Raw genomic sequence first — 23,586 nt, 5'->3', positions numbered from 1 at the left:
TAGTGACCATACAAAACTAGGACTGCGCAGCAGGCGACTGGGTTAACGAACCTTGTTATATAGTTAATGATTGTTAATACTAAAAGACGAGTTTATATCCCAGTCCCCTGACATTGATCAGTTGTACAGCAGGATCGTGTTGCAGGTATTTCCTGATCTTGCTGATATAGACGTCCATGTTACGGGCATTGAAGAAATTATCATCGCCCCATAGATCCAGCAGGATGTTTTTACGATGTGTGGTGATATTTGGCTTTTCAGCCAGCATTTTCAGTATATCTGCCTCCCGCAGGGATAAGCGGATCTGCTCCTTTTCATGCCGTAATTCCTGGCGGTTATAATCGAAAATGTACGTTCCCATGAAGTAGATGCCATTGTTGCCGTTGGAGGCCGTCTGCAGTGGCTGGGTGCGTTTCAGCAGGGTTTTAATCCGCAGGATCAGTTCTTCAATACTAAACGGTTTTTTAATATAATCATCCGCACCGGTCTGTAAACCTTTAATAACATCCTGGGTTTCGCTTTTGGCGGTCAGGAAGATGATAGGTGTCTGCTCATCCACGCTGCGGATATCCTTTACCAGCGATAAGCCGTCTTTCCGGGGCATCATGATATCTACAACACAAAGTTCGGGACGGAAGGACAGGTATTGTTCCCATCCCTGCTGACCGTTTTCGGCGTGACTGATCTGAAATCCGTTTGCTTCAAGGGTTTCTTTGACTACGCCAGCCAGCACAATTTCATCTTCAACCAGCAGTAGTTTGATCTTTTTCATATTTCGGCAATTGGAAAGTAAAGGTACTGCCATTACCAGGTGTACTGGTAACGGTGATACTACCGTTGAGTTGTTGCAGGAGTGCTTTTACATGACTGAGCCCAAGACCATAGCCTTTGGTGTCATGTGTATCGCCCTGTACGACACGGTAAAATTTATCATATAGAAACGGAAAATGCTGCTTTTCAATACCGTTTCCATTGTCTTTTATACTGAAGGTATAATGTCCAGGATGCTCTTTTGCAGCGATCAGCACTTCCCGGACAGATTTGTCATTGTATTTGACTGCATTGTCTATCAGGTTGGTGAGAATGGTCGTAAAGGCGGCAGCATCCGTGAAGAGACGGGGATGTGTAATCTCTACGTGCTGCTTTATGCTTACCTGTGGAAGGTGACCGAAGCGATTGATACTCTCGTCTATCAACGTTCCGATATCTGTTTCCGTGATATGCAGGGGCTGTTGTTCCTGTTCTTCCCTGCTCACCTGCATGATCTTGTCAATCAGGTCCTGCAACCTGTTTAATTCAGCCCTTGAATGACGCAGGTAACGGGCTGTTTTCTCGGCGTCATGCATGCCCTGAAAGCTTAACAATGCCTCGTTGGTAGCCTGCAGAATAGAGACCGGTGTCTTCAGTTCGTGCGTTACATGGCTGATAAACTCCCGCTTCATCCGTTCCAGTTTTTCCTGCCGGAGAATAATACGCCATAGCGTCCAGATACAACCAGTGATCAGAAAGGCAATAAATACAGACAGGATAATGGCGCTGCTCATCTTCTTTAACAGGTATCCGGGTAGTCCTTCAAACGAGACACCTATAAGCTGGTCGGGTTTATTGAGGCCAGGACGGATGATCAGAGAGGGACGTTTATTGACAGTATCTATTTCGTTACTGTTCGTCTGTATGTTGAAAGCCAGGGGTATTTTTTGCTGATTAAGCTCAGACCTGTAATATTTACGCAGGGTGTCTTTATCCGGTACGACGTCCGTGAAAGAGGAAAAGATAGTGGACACAAAATGAGCCAGTGAAGGTGGTGTTTCATCAAGGCGCATCTGCTGATTGGCCATTGTGCTATCGATATGAATGTCTTTCGGTCCAATGGGAGAAAGCCCCCCGGGACTCGTATCATAACGGATAACCCGTTTGGCCCTGGGCACCCCTTCTGACTGCGTATTGCCACTTTCGTCGAGGTCAATGGTGGTTTGTATGGAATACCGTCTTTTCTCCTTTGGTTCTACACCTGCTTTAAGACGGGCTGTGATAATGATGGAATGGTCATAGGCACTGTGGAATGCCTCCGTTGCAGTAGCTACGAATGCTTCCTGCTGCGACCGGTACGTTTGCCGTAACCAGTATAACTGGAACAGTAATGCGGCCAGTAATGCCGGCGTAGCGATCCACCATATCTTTCTGCTAACCTTGCCCATATTCCGGCAAATTTAACTTTCTAATACGTCTGCAGGCGGATTCTTTAACAATCATTAACGTTTCTTCCCATTAGGTCGTATCTTGCCCGGCATAATAGACAGACATGATTATCGATACTTTACAGAATGCCGGACTTTACCATGGTCTGGGAGCCAGGTTTGTAAAAGCCTTTCAATATCTACAGGAAACTGATTTTTCCAAAGTGGAGAAGGGACGTTATGAAATCGACGGTAGTAATATTATTGCCATTGTAAATGAGTATGATACAATTCCTACGACCGGCGAACAGATGGAATCTCACAAAAAGTATACAGACATACAGTATATCGTTAGCGGAGAAGAACTGATCGGACATGATTTCCTGCAGGAACAGACGCCTTCCAAAGTTTACAGTGAAGAGGAGGATTTTATGCTGTTTGGCGAAGCGCCGGTGTTTTTCTCCAGATTACAGCAGGGTATGTTCGCGATCTTCTTCCCTACAGACCTTCACATGCCGAATATTAAGGTGAATGAACCGGTGAAGGTAAAGAAGGTGGTGATGAAGGTGAGTAACAATTAAGAATTAGGAATTAACAATTAAAAATTAAAAATTACTGCGAGGATCTCCGCTGCATTCAAATTCTTAATTCATAATTGTTAATTCTTATTTTTTATATCTATTCCCTGATGGTGGTCTTATCACTCAACGCCATCCTGGCAATTTCATCTTTCCTTCTGAATGTCACCCCCTTATGCTGCTGCATATAGGTAAACAATTCAGTTGCCGCCCGTACCATCTGTGGCGTACCACCGATGCGGTCATGAAAGCTAACGGACATCATCCTTCTGCGATTAGCGGATTCCTCATATAACTGATCGAACTCCATTTTTACCTGCTGCAGGAATTGATCGGTAGAGTACCATTGACCGGAGACCAGTACAATATCGTTGTTACGTAAGGTATAAGGTACTACGACAAAGTCTTTGTTATTCACCTGGATGATGAAAGGTTCATCCCTGCTAAGGTCGTCAATATGATAGGTAAAGCCCAGCTCCTGTAAGATATTCAGGGTATTCTCCCCTCTGCGTAACCAGTTGGCATTGTAGCCTTTGGGTGTCATCCCTGTTACCTGTTTTACGGCTTCAACGCCATCCTGTATGAATTTCTTTTCTTCCTCATAGGGCATGGTATACTCGGTAGCCCAGTCTCTGCCATGTGCAGCAGCTTCATGTCCGCGTTGTACTATTTCTTTCGCCAGGGCGGGATTCTTTAATACGGCGGATCCTACCATGTGAGAAGTGACTTTGATACCCAGTTTATCCCAGGTGTCGAGCATACGGGGAATGCCTTCCTTGTAACCGTATTGGTACCACGTTTCAGAGGGGAGGTCTTTATATCCTTTGACCATATTCTGCGGAAACGGACTTTCGGCATTTACCGGTTGACCGCCTGCTTCAAACTGCATGGAGACACTTACAACAAGGCGGGAACCATCGATCCAGGAAGATGCTGGTTTTTTCTGTTGGGCAGGAGCTGCCATCAGTGCAGCAGGGCCTACCATACCAGCCATGCCTAAGAGGCCGGCTGTTTTCAAAAATTCTTTTCTTGTAGCCATATACTATTTTTTGAGGAGATTATCGACTGCATAACTGTTATAGGAAATACTGCTCAGCAGCAGGGCGAAAATGGCTGCGTGCAGCAGCTGTGATACCAGGGCTTCCCAGTTTTCTATCAGCGTAGCACCTAATATGAGTAGTATCATTACAATACCTCCTGCCACCAGCGTTTGTCTGGTGAATAATCCGATGATCAGCAGGAGGCCGATCAGGAATTCTGCTACAGGCAGCGTATAGCTGAAGGGAGTAACGAGTGCGGAAGGCAGCATGGAGTCTTTGAAACTACCGACCATCCATGCACTGAATTTATCCAGTTTTGGTAATCTTACGAGTCCGTGTCCAAACATGCTGGCGCCAATGGCGAGGCGTACCAGCAGAAAGGAGGTTGTGTTGTTGATCATGATGAGCTGTTTTTATCTGTTTGATGAGACAAAGTTCGGATAGCGGATCAATGTGTTCCTTGTACGATTGACGGATATTTCTGTATATTTTTAAGATACCTGAAAAAATAAAGGTTTAGATATTAAGAATAATTAATTATTTTGGTCGCCGTCTTTAATGTTGTTAGCTCATGCGATTTATAAAGCAAACAAAGCTTTTTTTCAGAGAGGGGAATTCGGACAAGACCTATGAGATTGATTTATGTGAAGTTGGCCCCGGACAATACGTCGTTAATTTCCGCTACGGTAAGCGGGGAAGTGCGTTGAAAGAAGGTAGTAAAACCGTGAATCCTGTAGACCTGCCAGCTGCTACAGCCATCTATGATGCCCTTGAAAAGGAAAAACGCTCCAAAGGATATGCGGCGGAACAGGATGCTGGTCCGGTTGCAGAATTTGTCGCTCCAGACACTTCTCAGGTAACTGATCCTGTACAGGTAGCCATTCTCAAAAGGCTGGAATATGCCCTGAAAAGAAATTCCCGGTTCAAGACGGAATGGAAAACTTCCCGTGTGATCTGGAAGGCAGGCGAACTGCGTCTGAAAGAGGCTGCTCCTTTTATTACCAAACTCATAGAGCGGGAAAGCGCCATGCAGCGTTACTCCTCCCTGTGGGCATTGGGCCGTTGTGGCAGTGAATCGGATACGGGTACACTGAAAGCCTATGCGGAAAATAGCACTTACCCTTATTATCAGCGACAGATTGCTGTCCATGCCCTGATATTATTGTTGCCGGAAGCTGCAAGGAAGGAATACATTGCGCAGTTTGAAAAAGGCCTGGATCCGGAGATCCAGAATGTTATTAAAAACGGTAACAGAGCCGATCTGCTGACGGAGATCAACCAGCGTGTCAAGGTATTGGTACAACCAGCCTACCCTGTGCTGGAGGAACTGTATGTGGTAAGTATCATCAATCCGATGGTGCGGGAAGTACTCCTGAAATTCATAACAGAACTGCCGTTTAAACGGAACTACTTCCAGCATGTACGTCATCTGTTCAAACAGGCGGAGCTCAGGGATGATCATGAACTGGTTGCGCTGTTAGGCGCCCGCTTTGAGTGGGAGGAAGACAATAAGAGCGATCCGTATGCCCGCAACAGCAGCAGGGCTTATACCAAGACGACCCGCGCTTATCTGCGTCGCCGCGTATTACGGCGGGTGAAGCAGATGGGTAAACGCAATGATATGCAGTACGTCCGACTGGCAACAGCCCTGCTGTTACAGTACGACGCCGCTAAACATAATAAACCGGAGTATAGTACCAGTACATATGTCTGGAACACAAACAGCCGTTCTTATGCGTATGTGACAACCGGGTTTCCCAAGAATGCTGGCGCTGTTTTCCTGCATTATATCTTACAGGGTAATAATAAAGCCCTTACACTGAATACCAGCAAAACGATCTGGTACATCACACCCGCTCCGGAAGGGACTACCCAGGCGCCTGCGCCGGAACAATCCCGTAAAGGAGAAAACCTCTTACAGAAAGTAGCTTCTCTGTTCCGTGGCCGTAAACATGCGGATGTACAGCCGGCTGTTTCGGCTGAACAGGTAATAAAAACCACATCGGAGACAGAAAGCGAAGTGCCTTTCCTGCATTTATGGCGGCAGTTACCACAGGCGTTTATACAATTGCTGATCAAAGGCAGCATGGAGGAAGTCCATGATTTCGCCCTGCATCAGTTATTGCAACATCCTGATTATAATACGCTCAGGGAAAGGATGGATGGAAATGTGATCCGTGCCTTACTGGGTAATCCTTTCAGACTACCACAGGAATACGGTTTACAGCTGGCGAGAGAGAAATTCAATATCAATGCGCCTGACCTTTCTATTATACAGGCATTGCTGAATGGTATTTCCGAAGAAGCACGTCAGCAAGGTATGGAATGGGCGGAAGCAAGACCGGATATCTGCCTGGCAGACGTTGGGTTTATTCAGGAACTGCTCTTCAGTAAACATAAGGATGTACGCGATTTTGCCGTGAAATTGCTGCCAAAGGCCACGCTCTCTGAAGAACAGACAAAAAAGCTGATTATTAACACGATCGCTTTTCTCTCGTCCTTCCCGGATCTGGGACAGGAAACGAATGATATCCTTACGGAGGGTACCCGGATACTGGAACAGTTCTTTGGTGCTGCGCTGATCCAACTCGACTTTAACCTGATAGAGCAGCTACTGCAGGCAGCATCGCCGGCAACACAAGCTTTTGCTGCCCGTTTATTGCTGCTTAAAAAACAGCAGTTCAAACTGGATCATATTAATGACAGTCTCTTACTCCGTTTACTGGAAAACAGTTATCAGCCAGTAAGAGCGGCTGGTGTAGACATACTTTCTGCTATCAGCGATGAAGAACTGGTAAAACGTCAGGGCTTATTGTTGTATAGTTGTACGGCGCCGTATACAGATGTAAGAAATGCCATCAGGCCATTGATAAAACGTATTGCTGAGCGGGAAGCCTCGCTGGCGGTATGGCTGGTGAATGAACTGGTGCCTTTGCTGATGCGGAAAGAGACTTCTGAAGGTCTGCATGAGGACCTGGCACTGGTACTCAGCAATGAACTGGTATCACATCTGCAGGATATTGATCAGGCAACTGCATTACGTTTACTTTATTCTAATTATCGTCCGGCACAGGCATTTGGTGTGCTGGTACTGGATAAATATATACCTGCAGAAGGCCTGACCATCAAGCAGGTGATAGCAGCAGGCAATCATGAATTGCAGGCTGTCAGGGAATGGTGCTGGCGCTTCTTTAATCAGCATGTGGCACGTATCAAATATGAAAGAGATGCGGCCGTAGCACTGCTGGATGCTACCTGGGAAGATACCCGCAACTTTGCAGCTGAATACTTCCGTACACAGTTTCAGGCAGAGGATTGGTCACCGGAATCACTGGTAGCAATTGCTGACAGTGTGAATCCGCTGGTACAGGCATTTGGTCGTGAATTGCTGACCCGCTTCTTCCGTGAAGAAGATGGTACCGTGTACCTGATGAAACTCAGTCAGCATCCGGGTGTAACCATGCAGTTATTTGCCACCAATTACCTGGAGAATTACGCGAAGGACAACCTGGCTTATATGAAAGACCTGGAGCATTATTTCAGATCTGTATTATCCAGGGTGAACAAAGCGCGTGTCGCCAAGGAAAGGATCTTTAATTTCCTGGAGAAGGAATCCGTAAAAACAGCTGAAGCAGCTGAATACATTGGTAGTATCATTGCTGATATTTCCGCTACGGTAGCCATTGGCGATAAAGCACGCTGCATCAGTATTATGCGTAATATTCATCAGGCATATCCAGATGTGTTGCTGCCAGTGCGCTTTTCCGAAATTCCCATGAAACATTTTTAAACCCTGAAGGATGTTATTTAACTATAGATATAGCGGGCAGACAGAGGTATACAGCAACGCCACATCGGCGGGTATCTCCTTTGCGCCTGATACTCACCGGGAGCCTACTTTCTTCAATGGCAAACTGCGTAAAAAGCTCGCTTTCCGCGAGGCTATTTCCGCTTTGCATGATGTGGTGGTATCCGACCTGCGTTTCAAACCCAAAGACAAAACAGCTTATAAGGAATGGGCTGCCCAGCAGGAATCTGTCTGGCTGGCAGAAGCCATGGGGCATTATGATGCCGCAGCAGCGGAGAATCAGATGAAAGCACTGAAAGATGAGCTGAACAACATCTACCAGGAGAAAGAAAAGGTAATGTCGCCTTATTATAAAGCGCGCCGTGCTTATTTCGATTATCTGTATCAGAAGGACAGAGATGCCTGGTTTGTACTGGACCCCGTGATCAGCGTACATCCTGATGAAATCTTTTTCGAGTGTTTCAGTCAGGACGAATCAGCTTATGGTAAGCTGAGCGCTAACTACAATGTATTTAAAGAAGTGAACGAGTTTCAGTGTGGTACGACCAATATTGACTACTCGGCGAATCTGTATAACGAATTCCAGAAGATCCGCGATTATAAGGAAACCACCTTCTCTGTAGATCCGGGCGGTTTCTCCGTTCAGACGACCCAGGAGGAGATGTTCCGTGAGGTAAAGATCGACTTGCCAGATAGCTGGGTACGCGGCTTCCTGCAGGTAAGTTCAGCAATGACATTACCAGCGGCCAGTTTTGATCTGCATCCGATGGATGTATATAATTTCTGTAGCTGGCTGCGTCGTTTTAAAGAAAAGAATGGTCCCCGCTCCATCCGTTTCCTACTGGAACCAGGTAAACCAGTGAGGGCGATCTTCGAACCCTGGAATAAGGAAATTGTTTGCGCAAGATCTATTTATACTGGTCCGCAACGCCGTGAGATCCGTATATGGGGACGCAGAAGAATGCTGATCCTGGAGCGTCTGATCCCTGTGGCAAAGAAATTCACTGTACATCTGACAGGTAGTGGCTTGCCATCCTTCTATGTAGCAGATCTGGGTGATATGCAGTTCACGCTGGGCCTCTCCGGATGGACCGCGAATGACTGGTCACGCGCAGGACAATTCGATCTGATGGCGCCACGCGCTGAAGTCAGTGACATGACGAAAGAGCTCGTTTATAATGAACTGAAACAAACCTGGATGGGGAAAGCGGAAGAAATTGCCGCTAAAACCGGTCAGCCATTACCATCAGTACTGGCGGCGCTGGGTATCTATACACAGGCGGGTAAAGTGATCTACGATCTGCATACCGGTTACTACCGTTTGCGTGAACTGAGCAGAGAACCATTACCATTGGATCAGCTGCGTTTCTCCAATCCGAAAGAAGCATCCGCAACCCGGCTTGTAACAGACGGGAAAATTACCTTCTCCGCACAAGAGGTGCCGGGTGTGGGTACGCAGGTAACCGGTGAGATCACAGTAGCACGTCGTCCGTATCATCCTGTCATAGTAATTGATGGAGATGAACGTATGAGCACTGCACACTGTGACTGTTACGACTACCAGACCAATAAGTTATATAAAGGCCCCTGCGAACATATGCTGGCATTACGTATGGCATATGAAAAGCAAAAGGCTAACAGTAACGCATAAGCTGTAAAAAGAAAAGGTGAGAGCGTGAAGAAAAAGAAAGAAAAAAATGCAATATGTGTTTGTTCTTTTAATAATTCTCTCTATCTTTCAGGTCAGAAAAACAATAGTTCTTTGTAAAGAGGAAATTGATTGCACTTGCGCCTGGTTTCAGGAAGAGTGATGTTTCGTCACTCAGGTAACATGACATTATCATGCTTCACTAAATGCAATCTTTACTTTGGGCGGGGCGTACCTACTAGTGATTTACGGTACGAGCCCCGGGGGCTCCAAATCACCAGTAGGTACGCCCCGCCCTGGAGTTGATTGATTTAGTCAATGGCTTGCACGAAGGCCGGTTTCCTCTTTACATTGTTTTTTCTGTTAACCTCTTCTCCCCTTATCTTTTTTCCGCTTCACTTTATTTATCAACGAACTATCTTTTATCAGCAATAAACCGTCTGAAAGATTATGGCAGTAGGATTGACGCGTCAGGAATTATATGACCGTATCAGATCATCCACTAAAGATGAAGTTATTCTCGAAGAGATGACCCGCCTCGGTTTCTGGGCAAAGAACACAAATATGCCCTCTCCTTCGGAGGTGCTTATCCGCAGAGAAAGTGAGTTACGCAGAGAACTGAATAAGTTAGTAGAGGAAAAGCAACGTTACCGTAACCGTGAGCAGATGCTGAACGAAATGCGCAAACAGCGTATGGCAGCAGCAAAAGCCAAAAGAGTGGAAACGAAAAAGCGAAATGAGGAAAAGCGTAAGGAGAGAGCCGCACAATGGGCAATCGAGAAAGAAAAGAGTATCGTATACCTGGGAGAAGAGGTTTCTGCCGGTTTAAATAAAGTGGTTTCTGACGAACAGAAGCTGATCACCGCAGGTTTACCTGTATACCATGATGGTATTGCACTAGCAGCTGCTATGGGTATCACTATCGGAAAATTACGCTTCCTCTCTTTTAACAGGAAAGTTGCCAGTATAACACACTACAGGCGCTTTTATATTCCTAAGAAGTCAGGCGGTAAACGACTGATCTCAGCGCCAATGCCACAGTTAAAAGCGGCGCAATACTGGATCCTGGAGAATATCCTTTATAAGGTAAAGCTTAGTGATGCTGCGCATGGATTTGTGCCACATAAGTCTATTGTGACAAATGCAGCTAATCACGTCGGACAGGATATTGTCATCAATATTGACCTGCGCGATTTCTTCCCTACACTCGACTATAAACGTGTGAAAGGAATGTTCAATAAGTTTGGCTATAGTGAGCAGGTAGCCACTATCCTGGCATTACTGTGTACGGAGCCGGAAATGGAGCCGGTTACACTGGACGGTAAGGATTATCACGTTGCTACTACAGCACGTCACCTGCCACAGGGTGCGCCTTGTAGTCCGGCGATCACCAATATCATTTGTTATAAAATGGACCGCAGGTTTGAAGGACTGGCGCGTCGTTTTAATTATACTTATACCCGTTATGCAGACGATATGACTTTCTCTGCGAAAGAGGGCGCTGCTGCTGATGCCGGTAAACTGATATGGGGTGTTAAACAGGTGGTAAAAGAAGAAGGATTTGTGATCCACCCTGACAAACTGAAGGTGATGCGCAAAGGCGATAAACGGGAAGTGACAGGTGTGGTGGTAAATGAGAAGCTGAGTATAGACAGGGAGACGCTCCGAAAGTTCAGGGCCCTGCTCCACCAGATTAGTATATCTGGCATTGCAGATAAACAATGGGGCAAGGGCGGTATCATCAACAGCATAGAAGGTTATATCAACTATGTACAGATGGTAAAGCCGGAAGCTGGTCAGCAACTGAAAACGAAATGGCAGGCCTTGCTGGGTCGGGAAGATATAAAAAGCCAGGTACGTGCATCCAATACGAATGCGGCGTCTGTCGTTATTCCTGCAGTACCGCCACCGGTGCAGGATACGCCGAAAGATGGTGAAAAACCATGGTGGGATGTTATGTAGTGCTTTAATCGGAACTAAAAGCCCCGTATACAAAAAGTATACGGGGCTTTTTTATGATGGAGGTCAGTAAATCAACAGGTATAAATTTAGGCAATTTTATTGATTAAACGGATGCATATCGACAACGGTATCATTTCTATAAAAAGTCCCCAGTTGTCTTTGCCCTTTTTCGTTGAAGGTGATCGTCGGCCCATGCTTCTTATTACTCTTATAAAACTGTACAGCCGCGATCTGCTGGTCGTAGTTAAAGACCTTCACATAGGACAACGCGGTGTCTTTTGGATTGGTATAGACCTCTGTCTTGAAATATACGCCTCCCTGCCCCTGTAATGTCTCTGTTAGCTTGTAATCGGCGGTATCAGTCAGCGCGTAGGGATCATTGCTGACAGAAGATGATCTGGACTGACAGGAGTAACAGGCGATGATCATCGCGACAATCTTAACGGATGTATAGCATCTCATAATGTGGTATTGTAGCGGCAATCTATTCTCTTTTTCTGAAAGAAGTCATGCTGAAGGGCAAAAATAATTCCTCATTAACAACGAGTTAACTATTTCCTCAACACATTGATCTATTTTAGACATGTGTATGTACATCGCCGCAACGGCATCTCGTTTTGATCTTATCTTATTACATTTTACTGGGACTAACCATCATCTGACTTTACAACTTATTGTATGACTCCATCTACGTTAAAATCCCCCCTATCCTGGCATCAGCAAATGCAGGATGAACAAGCAGTGTATTTTGATCCGGCATTCAGGTTTTATTTTGGTGGCCAGGGCGCCTGGCAGGTATTTCATCACAAAGACGTACAACGGGTACTGAGTGATCATGAAGTTTTTTCTAATGAATATATGCCTAAGTCAGATGATAATCTGCTGGGCAGCAATCTAAACCAGACCGATCCTCCGCGTCACCGGCAGTTACGAGCATTGGTGACGAAAGCATTTGCACCTGCTATCATCACAGCACTGGATGCCTGGATCCATCAGGAATGTAAGGAACTGTTGCAGGCTGTCCGGGAGAAAGGAGAAATGGATTTCGTAAAATCATTTTCCATTCCCCTACCCGGCCGGGTTACTGCCCGGTTACTGGGTGTACCTGATCAGGATCATGATCAGGTGAACGCATGGATCAATGCTATTTCCGGTGATCCGGCCGTTATCGGTATGGATGCCTATTTTCAGGCACAGCAGGAAATGGGCAGGTTATTTACAGGTTTGCTTGAAGAGCGCTCTAAATCGCCCCAATCTGACCTTATATCACATCTCCTGCAGGCAGAGATAGATGGTGAAAGACTGAGTATGCCAGATACCCTTGCTTTTTGTATTGCTTTGCTGATAGCTGGTAATGAGACAACCAATGGTTTCCTGGCCAATGCCATGTACACTTTTGCCACAATGCCGGAGGTACAGGCGCATCTCCAGGCGCACATGGAAGACCTGCCAGCAGCTTTAAATGAAGTATTACGCTATGAGCCTCCGGTACAGAGTATGTGCCGTATTGCAAAGATGGACGTTGAACTGGGTGGACAACTGATCCGCAAGGGTGATCTGATGAATGTATGGTTATCAGCTGCTAACCGTGATTCTTCTGTATTCCATAATCCTGATACTTTTGATATACACAGGGACAATATAAGAATGGTCAGCTTTGGTCATGGCGCACATTACTGCATCGGTGCCATGCTGGCGAGAATGGAAGCGAAGATCGCTTTTGAGACCATATTTTCTGCAATAAAGAACATCAGACTGAAACCGGGCGTCCTGCCTGTCAGGAACCCGAGCACCATCGTGGCAGGCTTTCTGGAACTGCCGATTGTATTTGAACCAAAATAAATCTGAGGGGGACACTAAAGAAAAATGAGAAGTATACTCACTATACTAAGTGATATATTTTTGAATGTCCGTAAATTGCAGGTAGAACTAGCTAAAGCCCCATAATTTATAATAACCCTACCTGCAGAACGATTATCTGAATTGGAAAACACTGAATGGCGCTATGTACATGCTGGGAACCTGTATGTAGCCCATAGTAGTAATGTTCCGCAAACGTAAATGCCCGGTACATGAGTCTATTTCAACACATCTCTACAACTGGCTATCATAGAGTGACCGATGAAGACCAACGACGATCACTGAAAATTGTAAACACCCTGGCACTTGTAACTGCGTTGATGGCAGGTATCTTTGGCCTTGGTTGTTACTTTATGACATGGGATCTGCAGATGTCGGCACCTGCGCTCATCGAATCTCTCCTGCTTTCTGCAGTTATAGTCACCAATCGTCTGGGAAAGTTCACCACAGCCGGACTGGCCCTCATCCTGATCAACAATCTTAGTATTCAGTATTACAGCGCGATCATGGGACGGGTAACGGAAGTACATCTTCTTTTTATCTTTCTGGTAGGCCTCTCGCTGCTTGTATTTGAGAAAAACAGGCGGATGCGTGTGCTCAGTATTGGGTTGACAATCCTGGCCTTCCTCGTCGGTGAGATCAATATGTACAATGGTTTTATTACACCAGTCGTTAGGCCTGAAGCACATTCTCCGGTACAGTTCGTTATCAGATGGGTGACTATCCCCAGTATACTGATCCTCGATCTTATGGTGATCTATTACTATGTCAGAAATATGGAGCGCCAGCGCAAAAAGGAAATGCTACAGGTACAGGAAATGCTGCAAACCGTTAAAGAACATAACAGGGAACTGGAAATACTGACCGCACAACTGGCCAAAGCGACAGATGCTAAAACGGTGTTCGTAAGAGAAACCAGTCATGAGATCCGTACGCCGCTGAATGCCATTTTCGGGATCAGTCAGCTCTTACAGCTGAAAGTGGAACAGGATCGCTCCCTGGCCCCTATCCGTCAGCTGGCAGATCATCTGTATGCTGCCAGTTACAACACCCGGGAGATCATCAATAACGTACTGGAATTCTCCCGTATTGAAGCGGGTAAGATCGATACGCCGCAACTGGAAACATTGAATGTACGGGAATGGCTGGATGGAATTGTTAATATGCACCAGTATGTCGCCAGCGTAAAGACAGTGCGTATCAGGATCTCCGTAGCAGATGACATCCCGCAGGTGATCAGCGGCGATAAGATCCTGTTGAGTAAGACATTGAATAACCTGCTATCCAACGCGATCAAATTCACTGCACAGGAAAGCACGATCTCCCTGGATGTTTTCAGGGATGATAATAAATGGTGCCTGCAGGTCACTGATCAGGGAGAAGGCATCCGGGCTGACCGCTTATCTACCATTTTCAATGCCTTTGTAACTGAACGGAATATCTTCCTGGAAGGTACCGGTCTGGGATTGCATATTACCCGCCATCTGGCTACCCTGATGGGTGGCGGTATTAAGGTATACAGTGTAATGGGTAAAGGCACGACATTCACTGTTCATCTTCCCCTGGAGGTCCCTGCCGAGACAACCTGTGCCAATGATAGTGACATAGATGCAGACCCGTGTAGTCTGACAGATACCAGCATCCTTATTATTGAGGATGATAAGATGAGTCAGATGATCCTGTCGCGTTTTCTTAGCGAACTGGGAAGCCGTATTATCGTAGCCGGTGATGGCATGGAAGGACTCCTCCTGGCAAAGACATCCCGACCAGATATCATCATACTGGATTCTCATATTCCTGGTCTGAGTGGTAAGGATACGCTTGCACAGATCCGTGCGGATGAATTGTTACAGCATATTCCTGTGATCATAGCCAGCGGTGATGCATTTAAAGAAAACCGTGAAGAACTGTTACAGGCAGGTGCAGATGATTATCTGGTTAAGCCAATTGAGTTTAAAGCTTTGCAGACCACACTCTCCAAATACCTGAGGGTAAACGCCCACCCCTGATCCCCTGTCATCAGTGATGGGCGCCTGGTAATTATACCGTTTGCATAGTAAAACGATACCTGGCGGTGTCTTTTACACTCCATTCGATATTTCCTTTCATCATGATGGATAAAGCCGAGATGTAGCGGCTTAACTGTGCATCTGTGACGGCGCCGAAGGATGGCAGTTTCGCGGAAAGGCGTTTAAACTGTCTGACCTGGTCGTCGTGGATCGCTACGGCTGCTGCAATGGCATCTTCTAATGTACAGTCCCGGGTATTACGGATCAGCATGACGATATTCATTTCGTCGCCCTGTTCCAGTTCCTTGTTGAATGAAAAGAGGTCATTGGCCCAGCAGATTGTATTGCTGCATAGCATGATCAGCTTTTTAACTGTCGCGTCCAGGAATACATAATCAGGCAGGGAAAATGCTTCGATCGCTTCCAGGAGATGTGCAAAGAAGCTGGCGCCACTGAAGAAAGGACGCCATTTCATGTATTCTTCCAGTGTGGGTAGCTCTCCACGGCTCACCTGCTCTATACGCCAGAGATTCGCCGCAAAAGCCTGTTGCAGACTTTCGATAAATCGTACCTGCCAGCCCAGATTACCCAGTTTACGGATGCGTTTCCAGAAGTCGCTGACTGCGCTGAGTACCGGACCACCTTTTTCGAGCGATATCAGGCTATTGTGTTTCATAATACCGATCAGGGCATGTACCAGCCGCTCAAATTGTTCTTTTTGTTTAATGGCGGCGGAGCCTTCTCCATGTTCGTCAAACTGGTCATCGAGTATAAACAGCAATGTGTTGAGGTCTGCCGCAATGCTAAGGGCATTTAAATCGGCGGTTGGGAACATCCTGGCAACCATCCAGGTAAATTTTTGTCTGCGGTAAGATGACCAGGTTTCTTCACTGGTCACCAGCTGTTTTTTCTTCACCCAAAGTGTCGTGTGTCTGTCAGCTTTTTCTACATACTGGTTTAAAAGGGACGGAAAGGGGCAATACAAGCCCGGCAACTGCTGTGTGTACATAATTGATGATTGGTTTTTAATGAGAAATAAACAAACACTACACAGGGGCTTGTGCATCATATGAGAAGGTAAGCAGTACGTATCCAGTAAGGACTTATTGCTGATTGCTGCCAGACAGGTATTTTGACAACAATAGGATGGAATTTACAGCTTTATAGGGAAAACGGTATTAATAATCCCTGCTGTAATTGTTGCTTCAACAATTACAGCAGGGATTAATATTTTAGGCATTTGAGCCGCCATCTATTGTCAGCGCGCTTCCGGTAATAAACCCGCTATCGGGTCCTGCGAGGAAGTTCACCAGACTGGCGATATCATTCACATTGCCAAAATGCGTCAATGCGAGACGAGCCACCTGACCAGCTGCATAAGCGCTATCGGCAGGGTTCATATCCGTATCAACAGGCCCGGGCTGAATGAGGTTGACCGTGATAGCTTTTGGTCCAAGTTCACGGGCCATACCTTTCGTCATGCCTACTAATGCTGATTTACTCATAGAGTAGAGCGTTGCACCGGGATGCGCTACGCGATCGGCCATATTACTGCCAATGCTGATGATACGTCCGCCTGTTCTCATGTATCTGGCGGCGGTTACCGAGGCTACGTATACAGCTTTTACGTTGATGTCCATCATCTGGTCATAGTCAGCCACAGTTTGCTCTTCAAACGGTCTTTCTCCATATACGCCAGCGTTATTGACCAGGATATCGATACCTCCGAGTTGGGATACAACGGTTTCAATGGCCGCCGCAACAGCGTTATGGTCAGCGCTGTCTACCTGTAACGCCAGTGGTTTTTGTCCGCTGCTTTGTTCGATAGCATCAGCCAGTGCTCCCGCCTGAGCTGCAGAACGTACATATGTAAACGCAACCCTGGCACCAGCAGCTACCAGCTGTTTTACGATGGCGGCACCCATGCCACGGCTACCGCCTGTAACCAGTGCGACTTTGTTTTCAAGATGTTTCATAATAACTTTTTTTCTTAATTGTTTGTAAAAGTAAAGCGGTAGCCGTAATTTTACAGGTACTGACAAGATTATTAAGTACTGACTAAAATGTAAGTAATGAGAAAGGAAAGCTCAACTAATACATTGAACAGGAATAAGATACACTTAAATTGCGGCATGGCCTATACGCTGGATCTGATAGGTGGAAGGTGGAAACCGAACATCCTTTGGGCACTGTTGGATGGCAAATTGCGGTATAGCGAACTAAAAAAAGTGATTCCTGACGTATCCGAGCGCATCCTTGTATTGCAGCTGAGAGAGCTGGAAAAGGACGGTCTCATCACGAGACTGGTGTATGCAGAAGTACCACCAAGGGTGGAATATGAGCTCACAAACGACGGACAATCAATGAAGCCGATGTTGGAATGCATCTCTGACTGGGGTGATAAACATAGGCCTGAAAAGACAAAATAGTACTATCTTAAGAAACTTTAGTTTAAAATAAGACACACCATACATGACCTTAGACATATTTTTCACCATCTTTCTGGTGCTGCTGAACGGCTTTTTTGTAGCGGCAGAATTTGCGATTGTGAAAGTCCGATCGTCGCAGATCGAAGTAAGTGCGGGCCGCAGTAAGACGGTTTCGCAGGTAGCCAAAAACATTGTCAATAATCTGGATGGTTACCTAGCTGCAACGCAGCTGGGTATTACGCTGGCGTCTCTTGGATTAGGCTGGGTTGGGGAAAAGGTAATGACGACTCTGATCCTCAATATTTTCCATGCACTTAATTTCAACATGGAAGATGCTGTTGCTCATAAGATCGCTATTCCCATAGCGTTCCTTGGAATTACTATCCTGCATATCGTATTCGGGGAACTGGCGCCAAAATCACTGGCCATCCGCAAACCTGTCCCTACTACCTTTACAGTGGCACTGCCCCTGAAATTATTCTATGTAGTATTCAGACCATTCATCTGGATACTGAACAGCTTTGCTAACGTGATCCTGCGTATGGTGGGTATTCGTCCGGTGCATGAGCACGAAGATATTCACACAGAGGAGGAATTACGTGTAATCATCGCGGAGAGCCATCAGGGAGGTGTTATTGAAGAAACAGAAAAGGCGCTTATCCAGAACGTTTTCAATCTGGGTGATCGTCATGTATCTGCCCTGATGACCCCTCGTAATGAGGTGGTATGGCTGGACGTGGATGATGATCCCGAGGTGAATAAGGCGAAGATCCTGACACAGAAACACACCGTGTATCCGATCGCTAAAGGTGATCTGGATCATACGACCGGTTTTGTGTATTCCAAAGACCTGCTGAGCGATAACTTCAACGGAGCTGTCAATAACCTGGAAGCGATCAGCCGTAAACTGCTGGTGGTAACAGTACACAACCGTACATACCAGTTGCTGGAACTGTTCAAACGTGAAAGGATCTATCAGGCAATGGTAGTGGACGAATTTGGGTCTATTAAAGGCCTGGTAACGATCAACGATATCGTGGATGCATTGGTAGGGAATATCTCTGAAACGAACGAATTTGAATATGAGGTAATCCGCAATGAAGATGGGAGTATACTGGTGGACGGTCAGTTGCCATTTGTTGAATTCCTTGAAATGATGGGAATCGATGCTGATCCGCAGAAGGTGAATGTGACAAATTTCGTGACCCTGGGTGGTTTTATCCTCGACAGAATGGGTAAGATCCCTGAGGCGGGCGATAGTATCAACTGGCGTAACCTGAAGCTGGAAGTGATCAAAATGGACCAGCATCGTATCGCAAAGGTACACATCTGTAATTTCGATAAAGACAAGGATGACGATAAATAATCCATTCTGCTAAAGATATGAGAGCACCATTGTTAAAATGGTGCTCTTTTTTTGTGCCGGAAAATTCTATCTTGAAAAGTAAGTACCCAATAATATCCTGTATGATCAAAAGACTACAATCACTGTTACCACATGCACTTGCCATACTGGCTTTGCTGCTGCTTTCAATTATTTATTGCCGGCCCGCTATAAATGGGAAGATACTCAGCCAGAGTGATAATGTACAATGGCAGGGTATGGCAAAAGAAGCGATGGATTATAAGCAGGCGCATGGTATTACCCCATTGTGGACGACCAGTATGTTTGGCGGCATGCCGACCTACCAGATCGCACTGGAAACGCCTTACGACTTTGTTAATTACATACCCGCTATACTGACACTGGGATTGCCGAAGCCTGTGAATGTCCTTTTTCTCTCAGCGCTTTGTTTCTACTTTTTATGTATAACGCTGGGAGCAAATCCCTGGCTGGGATTTCTGGGAGCAGTGGCATATACCTATGCCAGCTACTCGCCTATCATTATTGTAACGGGGCATGAAACGAAGATGCTGGCGATGGCGTATATGCCGGCGGTAATCGCAGGTCTCGTTTTGATTATCCGTCAGCGTTATCTGCTGGGGACTGGTATCATGGCACTGGCACTGACCTATCTGATAGGAGCAAATCACTTGCAGATCACCTATTATTTTTTCCTGATCCTGGGCGTGATTGGCGTGGCTTATGCGATATACAGCATCCTTCAGAAGCAATATAAACAACTGATAACAGGTGGCTTAGCCGTAGTACTGGCAGTAGGACTTGCATTGGCAACAAACGCAGTAAGTCTCTGGACAACCTACGAATATTCAAAGGAAAGTACCCGTGGAGGTACTTCAGAATTGACGCCATTAGCGACTGCGGCTGCGGCAGATAAACCTCAGGGAGGACTGGAAAGAAATTATGCTTTTGCCTGGAGTTATGGGAAGTTTGAAACGTTTACGCTCCTCGTTCCTGATATCTATGGCGGTAGTTCTTCCGGCTCATTAGATAAAGATTCGGAGACGTTTAAGAAACTCTCGGCGATGGGCGTACCGGAAAATCAGTCAGAACAACTGATCAGACACTGGAATCTTTATTGGGGAGATCAGTCGGTATTGGGAACCTCCGGACCTGTTTATTTAGGTATTGTGATCTGTATGCTGGTATTACTGGGGCTTTTCATCATCAGATCCTGGCATAAATGGTGGCTGATCGCTGTCAGCGTATTAGGCATTCTCCTGGCCTGGGGTAGTAATTTCCCGGCATTCAACTATTTCATGTTCGATCATTTCCCGTTGTATAATAAATTCCGGGCGCCTTCCCAGGCTTTGATCATTCCACAGTTCTCCTTTGCGTTGCTGGCAGTACTAACCTTACAGGAACTGATCAGCGGTAAAATAACCAAAGAAGTATTGCTGAAGAAACTGAAATGGACTGGGCTGATTATGGCAGGTTTGCTGGTAATCATTTATGCGGGTTCTTTAAGCGCCAATTTTACCAATGCGACCCATGATCCGCAGAATCCGGGCGGAGATGACAGATTCCAGTCCGAACTGACACAGATGTTGCAGGGCAATACGCAATTGAGCGGAGAACTAATGAGCGCTTTATATGCCGACAGGGAACAGCTTTATCATCATGATGTATGGCGTGCAGCGTTTCTCGCGGGCCTGGCCTTCCTGTTATTATGGTTCTTCCTGAAAAAAGGATTCAATACAACTTATTTGCTGGCGGGTATTGCGATACTGGCGGTGACAGATCTATTACAGGTAGATAGCAGGTATCTGAACAGCGAGAGTTTCATGGACGAGAGCAGTTATAGCAGGCCATTCCAGGCTTCAGCTGCTGATCAGCAGATCTTACAGGATAAAGATCCTCATTATAGGGTATTTAATCTGACTGCGCATCCATTTGACGATGCGATGACGTCCTACTTTCACAAAAGTGTAGGTGGGTATCACGCAGCAAAACTGCAACTTTACGCCGATCTTATTGAACGGCAGATCAGCAGAAATAATCTACAGGTACTCAATATGCTCAATACGAAATATGTGATTGTTCCCGGAGCAGATGGTCAGCCGGTAGCACAACGTAATTCCGAAGCATTAGGCAATGCGTGGTTTGTAAAACAGATCGTGTGGGCAAAAAATGCGGATGATGAGATGAGTATGCTGGATCATATGAATACACGAGACTCGGTAGTAATAGATAGCCGTTACAAAAGCATGGTAAGTGCCAGCCCGGTATTTGATTCAGCAGCTACGATCAGTCTGATTGCCAATAACCTGAATGAGATCAGTTATAATTCCAATACAGTGAGTCCACAGTTTGCGGTATTCTCGGAAGTTTACTACAGTCAGGGTTGGAAGGCGTTTGTAGATGGTCAGGAAGTACCGTATGCAAGGGTGAACTATGCACTGCGAGGCATGTCGGTACCAGCAGGTAAACATACTATTCTGTTCAGGTTTGAACCGGCTGCATACTATACTGGTATGAAGTTATCGATCAGCAGTTACCTGTTCATGTTATTGCTACTGACCGGAGGCATTGTGTTGAATTTTAGAATGAACAAAGTGAATGAAGAGAAATCAAAAAGTGTTTAATAATTTTGATGCAACGATGGCAATCATAGATGGCCAGAGTGTATAAAGCGTTGAGGAGTTTGTTCAATAGCAGTATCCAGATATTAAAAGGTCAATATAAAAGGGTATATCTGCTTAGTATTTTGTAAGCAGATATACCCTCTTCCAGAGAATTACCAACCATTTTATAAAGGACATCTTATGGCAAAACATCGTATGAAAGGCTTCAGGAAGCGAAGGTTCCGATACAAGCCGTTACATTGGAAGGAAGTGGTGATATTTGTTGAACAGATTCACGTATTGGAAGGAAATTAAAAGAACAAAGGCATCAAAGCAGATGCAACAGTATACACTTGTTTGTACCCCCTATCTTAAATACCCAACTGTAGTATTCATCTGCAGTAACAATCATGAAATAAGGAGTGAAAGATAACGAAGCTCAGCGTCTTTAGGCGATGGAAGGACTTGTCGTGTCTATGATATGGTTAATAAATCTGTGGAGTTATTCAGTAGGATTATTGGCCGTGGGAATTGCCGTTGCCAATACAGTTGCAGCGTCGAATTGACATTGTAATTGATATCGTAATTGACATAGTGATTGACTTGTTGCTGTCATTGCCAGTTGCCATCAATTACTATCAACTGATATTAATTGTTATCAATTAAGACAGCCATATTGGACGATTAAAGGTATTGAGATGATGGGTCGTATTATTCAACTGACATCAATTATTATCTATCAAGACGGCCATAGTGGGCGATTAAAGGTATTGAGGTGATAAGTCGTATCATTTAATTGACATCAATTGTTATCTATTAAGACGGCCATAATGGGCGATTAAAGGTATTGAGGTGATGAGTCGTATCATTTAATTGACATCAATTGTTATCTATTAGGACTGTCATGCCGGGCATTAAATTGATAGCAATATCGTTAAGAAAGGCGGCATTCCGGTACTGATTACAATGTTGTATTCATAACTCTTATTGTCCTGCCCCAGCCGTAATACGGATCGGGTGTTTTTATCACTGCTGGCCAGCTGAGTACTATGTTGGGGCCAACATTACAAGATTATATTCAGGAATCATTTAAAAAGAAAACTAATGAAAGAACGCAAATTTAGTAAGCAGATCGCGGGTATTGTCCAGGATAAATTCCAGGAACTGGATGTATCGTTCGCTAAGCTGCTGATTACATTTAGACAGCTGTATGAAAATATTGTAAGTCATGATGAAAGGATCCGGAAAATAGAGCATACCATGCAGACTATAAAGACGGATCAAACAATATTGCAATCAAACCTGATAACGATGCTCCTGAGGAATCATAAACTGAAGCGCCAGCTGAAACATGCTAATGTCCGGGCTGATTTTATTTATAGTAAGACAGTGGCATTTGGAAATGAGCTGGCCGAGGTCAAAAATGAGCTGCTTGCACTAAAGGCGACCAATGTGGCCACAACGATGGAGAACGGTGAAGAACAAAAGGCACCGGGGGAAGAGAATGCAGTAAGCGATGTAGCGGCATGAAATGCGTATGAAGTTGCTTATAGCATTCTGGCGTATCAGGTGAAGGGAATGTAGCCGAATGCTTATCGGAGTAGACAGAAAGCCACCCACTGCAATTATATCAAATAGCTTCGCGCGGCCCCTGTTTTTTTATTGAGAAAAAGAGATACGGAGTCGTTGTAGTGACAAAGGGAATGGGGACCGTGCGTGCTAATTAATCAAATATTTTTTATGGCTGATGTGTCCAATGAAACGATAGACATGCTTATTTCCCGGATATCCGCATTGGAAAAAACGGTTAAAGAAGGGTTTAAAACAATGGATGAAAGATTGACATCTCTCGAAACTAAACTGACCGGTATTGGAACGAGGTTTAACAATATGGAGTCCAGGATGATTGATATAGAACAAAGGCAGATCGCACATGAGATCCAGATTGAAAGCCGTTTCTATTCTATTGAAGTGCTCCTGGATAGAAACACGGACCCTAACGCTGGCCGGAATAAGCATACCGGTAAAACGCTTCCCAAAGGCAGAGGTTAAGGTGTAACCGGTATCATAAGAGGACCGGACCGTGTCTGAAAGGCCGTACGCTGAGCT

Annotated in this window: 18 protein-coding genes; 11 read left to right on the top strand and 7 right to left on the bottom strand. The window is 45.5% G+C overall.

What is annotated here, in order from left to right:
* Positions 1–79 precede the first annotated feature (79 nt).
* Positions 80–772, bottom strand: coding sequence for a response regulator transcription factor (locus tag BMZ72_RS06720; RefSeq protein ID WP_089806473.1), 693 nt, complete (start codon positions 770–772; stop codon positions 80–82).
* Complete coding sequence (locus tag BMZ72_RS06715) at positions 744–2,198, bottom strand: sensor histidine kinase (protein ID WP_089806472.1); 1,455 nt, start codon at positions 2,196–2,198, stop codon at positions 744–746. Before BMZ72_RS06715 ends, BMZ72_RS06720 begins: the two co-directional genes overlap by 29 nt.
* A gap of 104 nt (positions 2,199–2,302) precedes the next feature.
* On the opposite strand from BMZ72_RS06715, the gene BMZ72_RS06710 reads away from it, so the two are divergent.
* Positions 2,303–2,758, top strand: coding sequence for a NanQ anomerase/TabA/YiaL family protein (locus BMZ72_RS06710; RefSeq protein ID WP_089806470.1), 456 nt, complete (start codon positions 2,303–2,305; stop codon positions 2,756–2,758).
* A 97-nt stretch (positions 2,759–2,855) separates the two neighbouring features.
* On the opposite strand, the gene BMZ72_RS06705 is transcribed toward BMZ72_RS06710, so the two are convergent.
* Together BMZ72_RS06705 and BMZ72_RS06700 are read right to left on the bottom strand one after the other, a co-directional pair.
* Complete coding sequence (locus tag BMZ72_RS06705; protein WP_089806468.1) at positions 2,856–3,794, bottom strand: polysaccharide deacetylase family protein; 939 nt, start codon at positions 3,792–3,794, stop codon at positions 2,856–2,858.
* Between the two features lie 3 nt (positions 3,795–3,797).
* Positions 3,798–4,196 carry a DoxX family membrane protein gene (locus BMZ72_RS06700; RefSeq protein WP_089806466.1) on the bottom strand — a complete coding sequence of 133 codons (399 nt, stop codon included), beginning with the start codon at positions 4,194–4,196 and terminating at the stop codon, positions 3,798–3,800.
* A 170-nt stretch (positions 4,197–4,366) separates the two neighbouring features.
* Here BMZ72_RS06700 and BMZ72_RS06695 point away from each other — a divergent pair, with 170 nt between their 5' ends.
* The 3 genes from BMZ72_RS06695 (at position 4,367) to BMZ72_RS06685 (ending at position 11,213) form a co-directional block, all read left to right on the top strand.
* Positions 4,367–7,585, top strand: a complete 3,219-nt coding sequence (locus tag BMZ72_RS06695) for a hypothetical protein (protein WP_143087627.1) — start codon at positions 4,367–4,369, stop codon at positions 7,583–7,585.
* A 10-nt stretch (positions 7,586–7,595) separates the two neighbouring features.
* Positions 7,596–9,254 (top strand): SWIM zinc finger family protein, encoded by a 1,659-nt coding sequence (locus BMZ72_RS06690; protein WP_089806462.1) that lies wholly within the window; start codon positions 7,596–7,598, stop codon positions 9,252–9,254.
* A gap of 447 nt (positions 9,255–9,701) precedes the next feature.
* Complete coding sequence (locus BMZ72_RS06685; protein WP_089806460.1) at positions 9,702–11,213, top strand: reverse transcriptase family protein; 1,512 nt, start codon at positions 9,702–9,704, stop codon at positions 11,211–11,213.
* A 96-nt stretch (positions 11,214–11,309) separates the two neighbouring features.
* Here the strand turns inward: BMZ72_RS06685 and BMZ72_RS06680 are convergent, their stop codons facing one another.
* On the bottom strand, positions 11,310–11,675 hold the full coding sequence (locus BMZ72_RS06680; RefSeq protein ID WP_089806458.1) for a toxin-antitoxin system YwqK family antitoxin: 366 nt from the start codon (positions 11,673–11,675) through the stop codon (positions 11,310–11,312).
* A gap of 261 nt (positions 11,676–11,936) precedes the next feature.
* On the opposite strand from BMZ72_RS06680, the gene BMZ72_RS06675 reads away from it, so the two are divergent.
* Entirely contained in the window at positions 11,937–13,055 is a 1,119-nt protein-coding gene (locus tag BMZ72_RS06675) for a cytochrome P450 (protein WP_177222698.1), read from the top strand.
* Between the two features lie 230 nt (positions 13,056–13,285).
* The gene (locus tag BMZ72_RS06670; RefSeq protein ID WP_089806453.1) at positions 13,286–15,082 is read left to right on the top strand and encodes an ATP-binding protein; all 1,797 of its coding nucleotides are present in this window, start codon (positions 13,286–13,288) and stop codon (positions 15,080–15,082) included.
* Between the two features lie 31 nt (positions 15,083–15,113).
* On the opposite strand, the gene BMZ72_RS06665 is transcribed toward BMZ72_RS06670, so the two are convergent.
* Both BMZ72_RS06665 and BMZ72_RS06660 read right to left on the bottom strand, forming a co-directional pair.
* Positions 15,114–16,091, bottom strand: a complete 978-nt coding sequence (locus BMZ72_RS06665; protein ID WP_177222697.1) for a terpene synthase family protein — start codon at positions 16,089–16,091, stop codon at positions 15,114–15,116.
* Positions 16,092–16,314: 223 nt separating this feature from the next.
* A complete protein-coding gene (locus tag BMZ72_RS06660) occupies positions 16,315–17,058 on the bottom strand; it encodes an SDR family NAD(P)-dependent oxidoreductase (RefSeq protein WP_089806448.1) in 744 nt (247 codons plus the stop codon).
* A 96-nt stretch (positions 17,059–17,154) separates the two neighbouring features.
* On the opposite strand from BMZ72_RS06660, the gene BMZ72_RS06655 reads away from it, so the two are divergent.
* The 5 genes from BMZ72_RS06655 to BMZ72_RS06635 all read left to right on the top strand — a co-directional run bounded on the left by BMZ72_RS06655 (position 17,155) and on the right by BMZ72_RS06635 (position 23,529).
* Positions 17,155–17,511: a winged helix-turn-helix transcriptional regulator gene (locus BMZ72_RS06655; RefSeq protein WP_012791734.1), complete on the top strand. Its 357-nt coding sequence runs from the start codon at positions 17,155–17,157 to the stop codon at positions 17,509–17,511.
* Positions 17,512–17,554: 43 nt separating this feature from the next.
* On the top strand, positions 17,555–18,877 hold the full coding sequence (locus BMZ72_RS06650) for a hemolysin family protein (protein WP_089806446.1): 1,323 nt from the start codon (positions 17,555–17,557) through the stop codon (positions 18,875–18,877).
* Between the two features lie 101 nt (positions 18,878–18,978).
* Positions 18,979–21,498, top strand: a complete 2,520-nt coding sequence (locus BMZ72_RS06645; RefSeq protein WP_089806444.1) for a YfhO family protein — start codon at positions 18,979–18,981, stop codon at positions 21,496–21,498.
* Positions 21,499–22,581: 1,083 nt separating this feature from the next.
* Positions 22,582–23,007, top strand: a complete 426-nt coding sequence (locus BMZ72_RS06640; RefSeq protein WP_089806442.1) for a hypothetical protein — start codon at positions 22,582–22,584, stop codon at positions 23,005–23,007.
* Positions 23,008–23,217: 210 nt separating this feature from the next.
* A complete protein-coding gene (locus BMZ72_RS06635) occupies positions 23,218–23,529 on the top strand; it encodes a hypothetical protein (protein WP_089806440.1) in 312 nt (103 codons plus the stop codon).
* Positions 23,530–23,586 lie beyond the last annotated feature (57 nt).

The organism is Chitinophaga sp. YR627, assembly GCF_900114995.1.
In the GTDB taxonomy this organism is placed as follows: Bacteria; Bacteroidota; Bacteroidia; order Chitinophagales; family Chitinophagaceae; genus Chitinophaga.
Note: the sequence above shows the minus strand (reverse complement) of the source record. Positions and strands in the feature narration are given on the sequence as shown.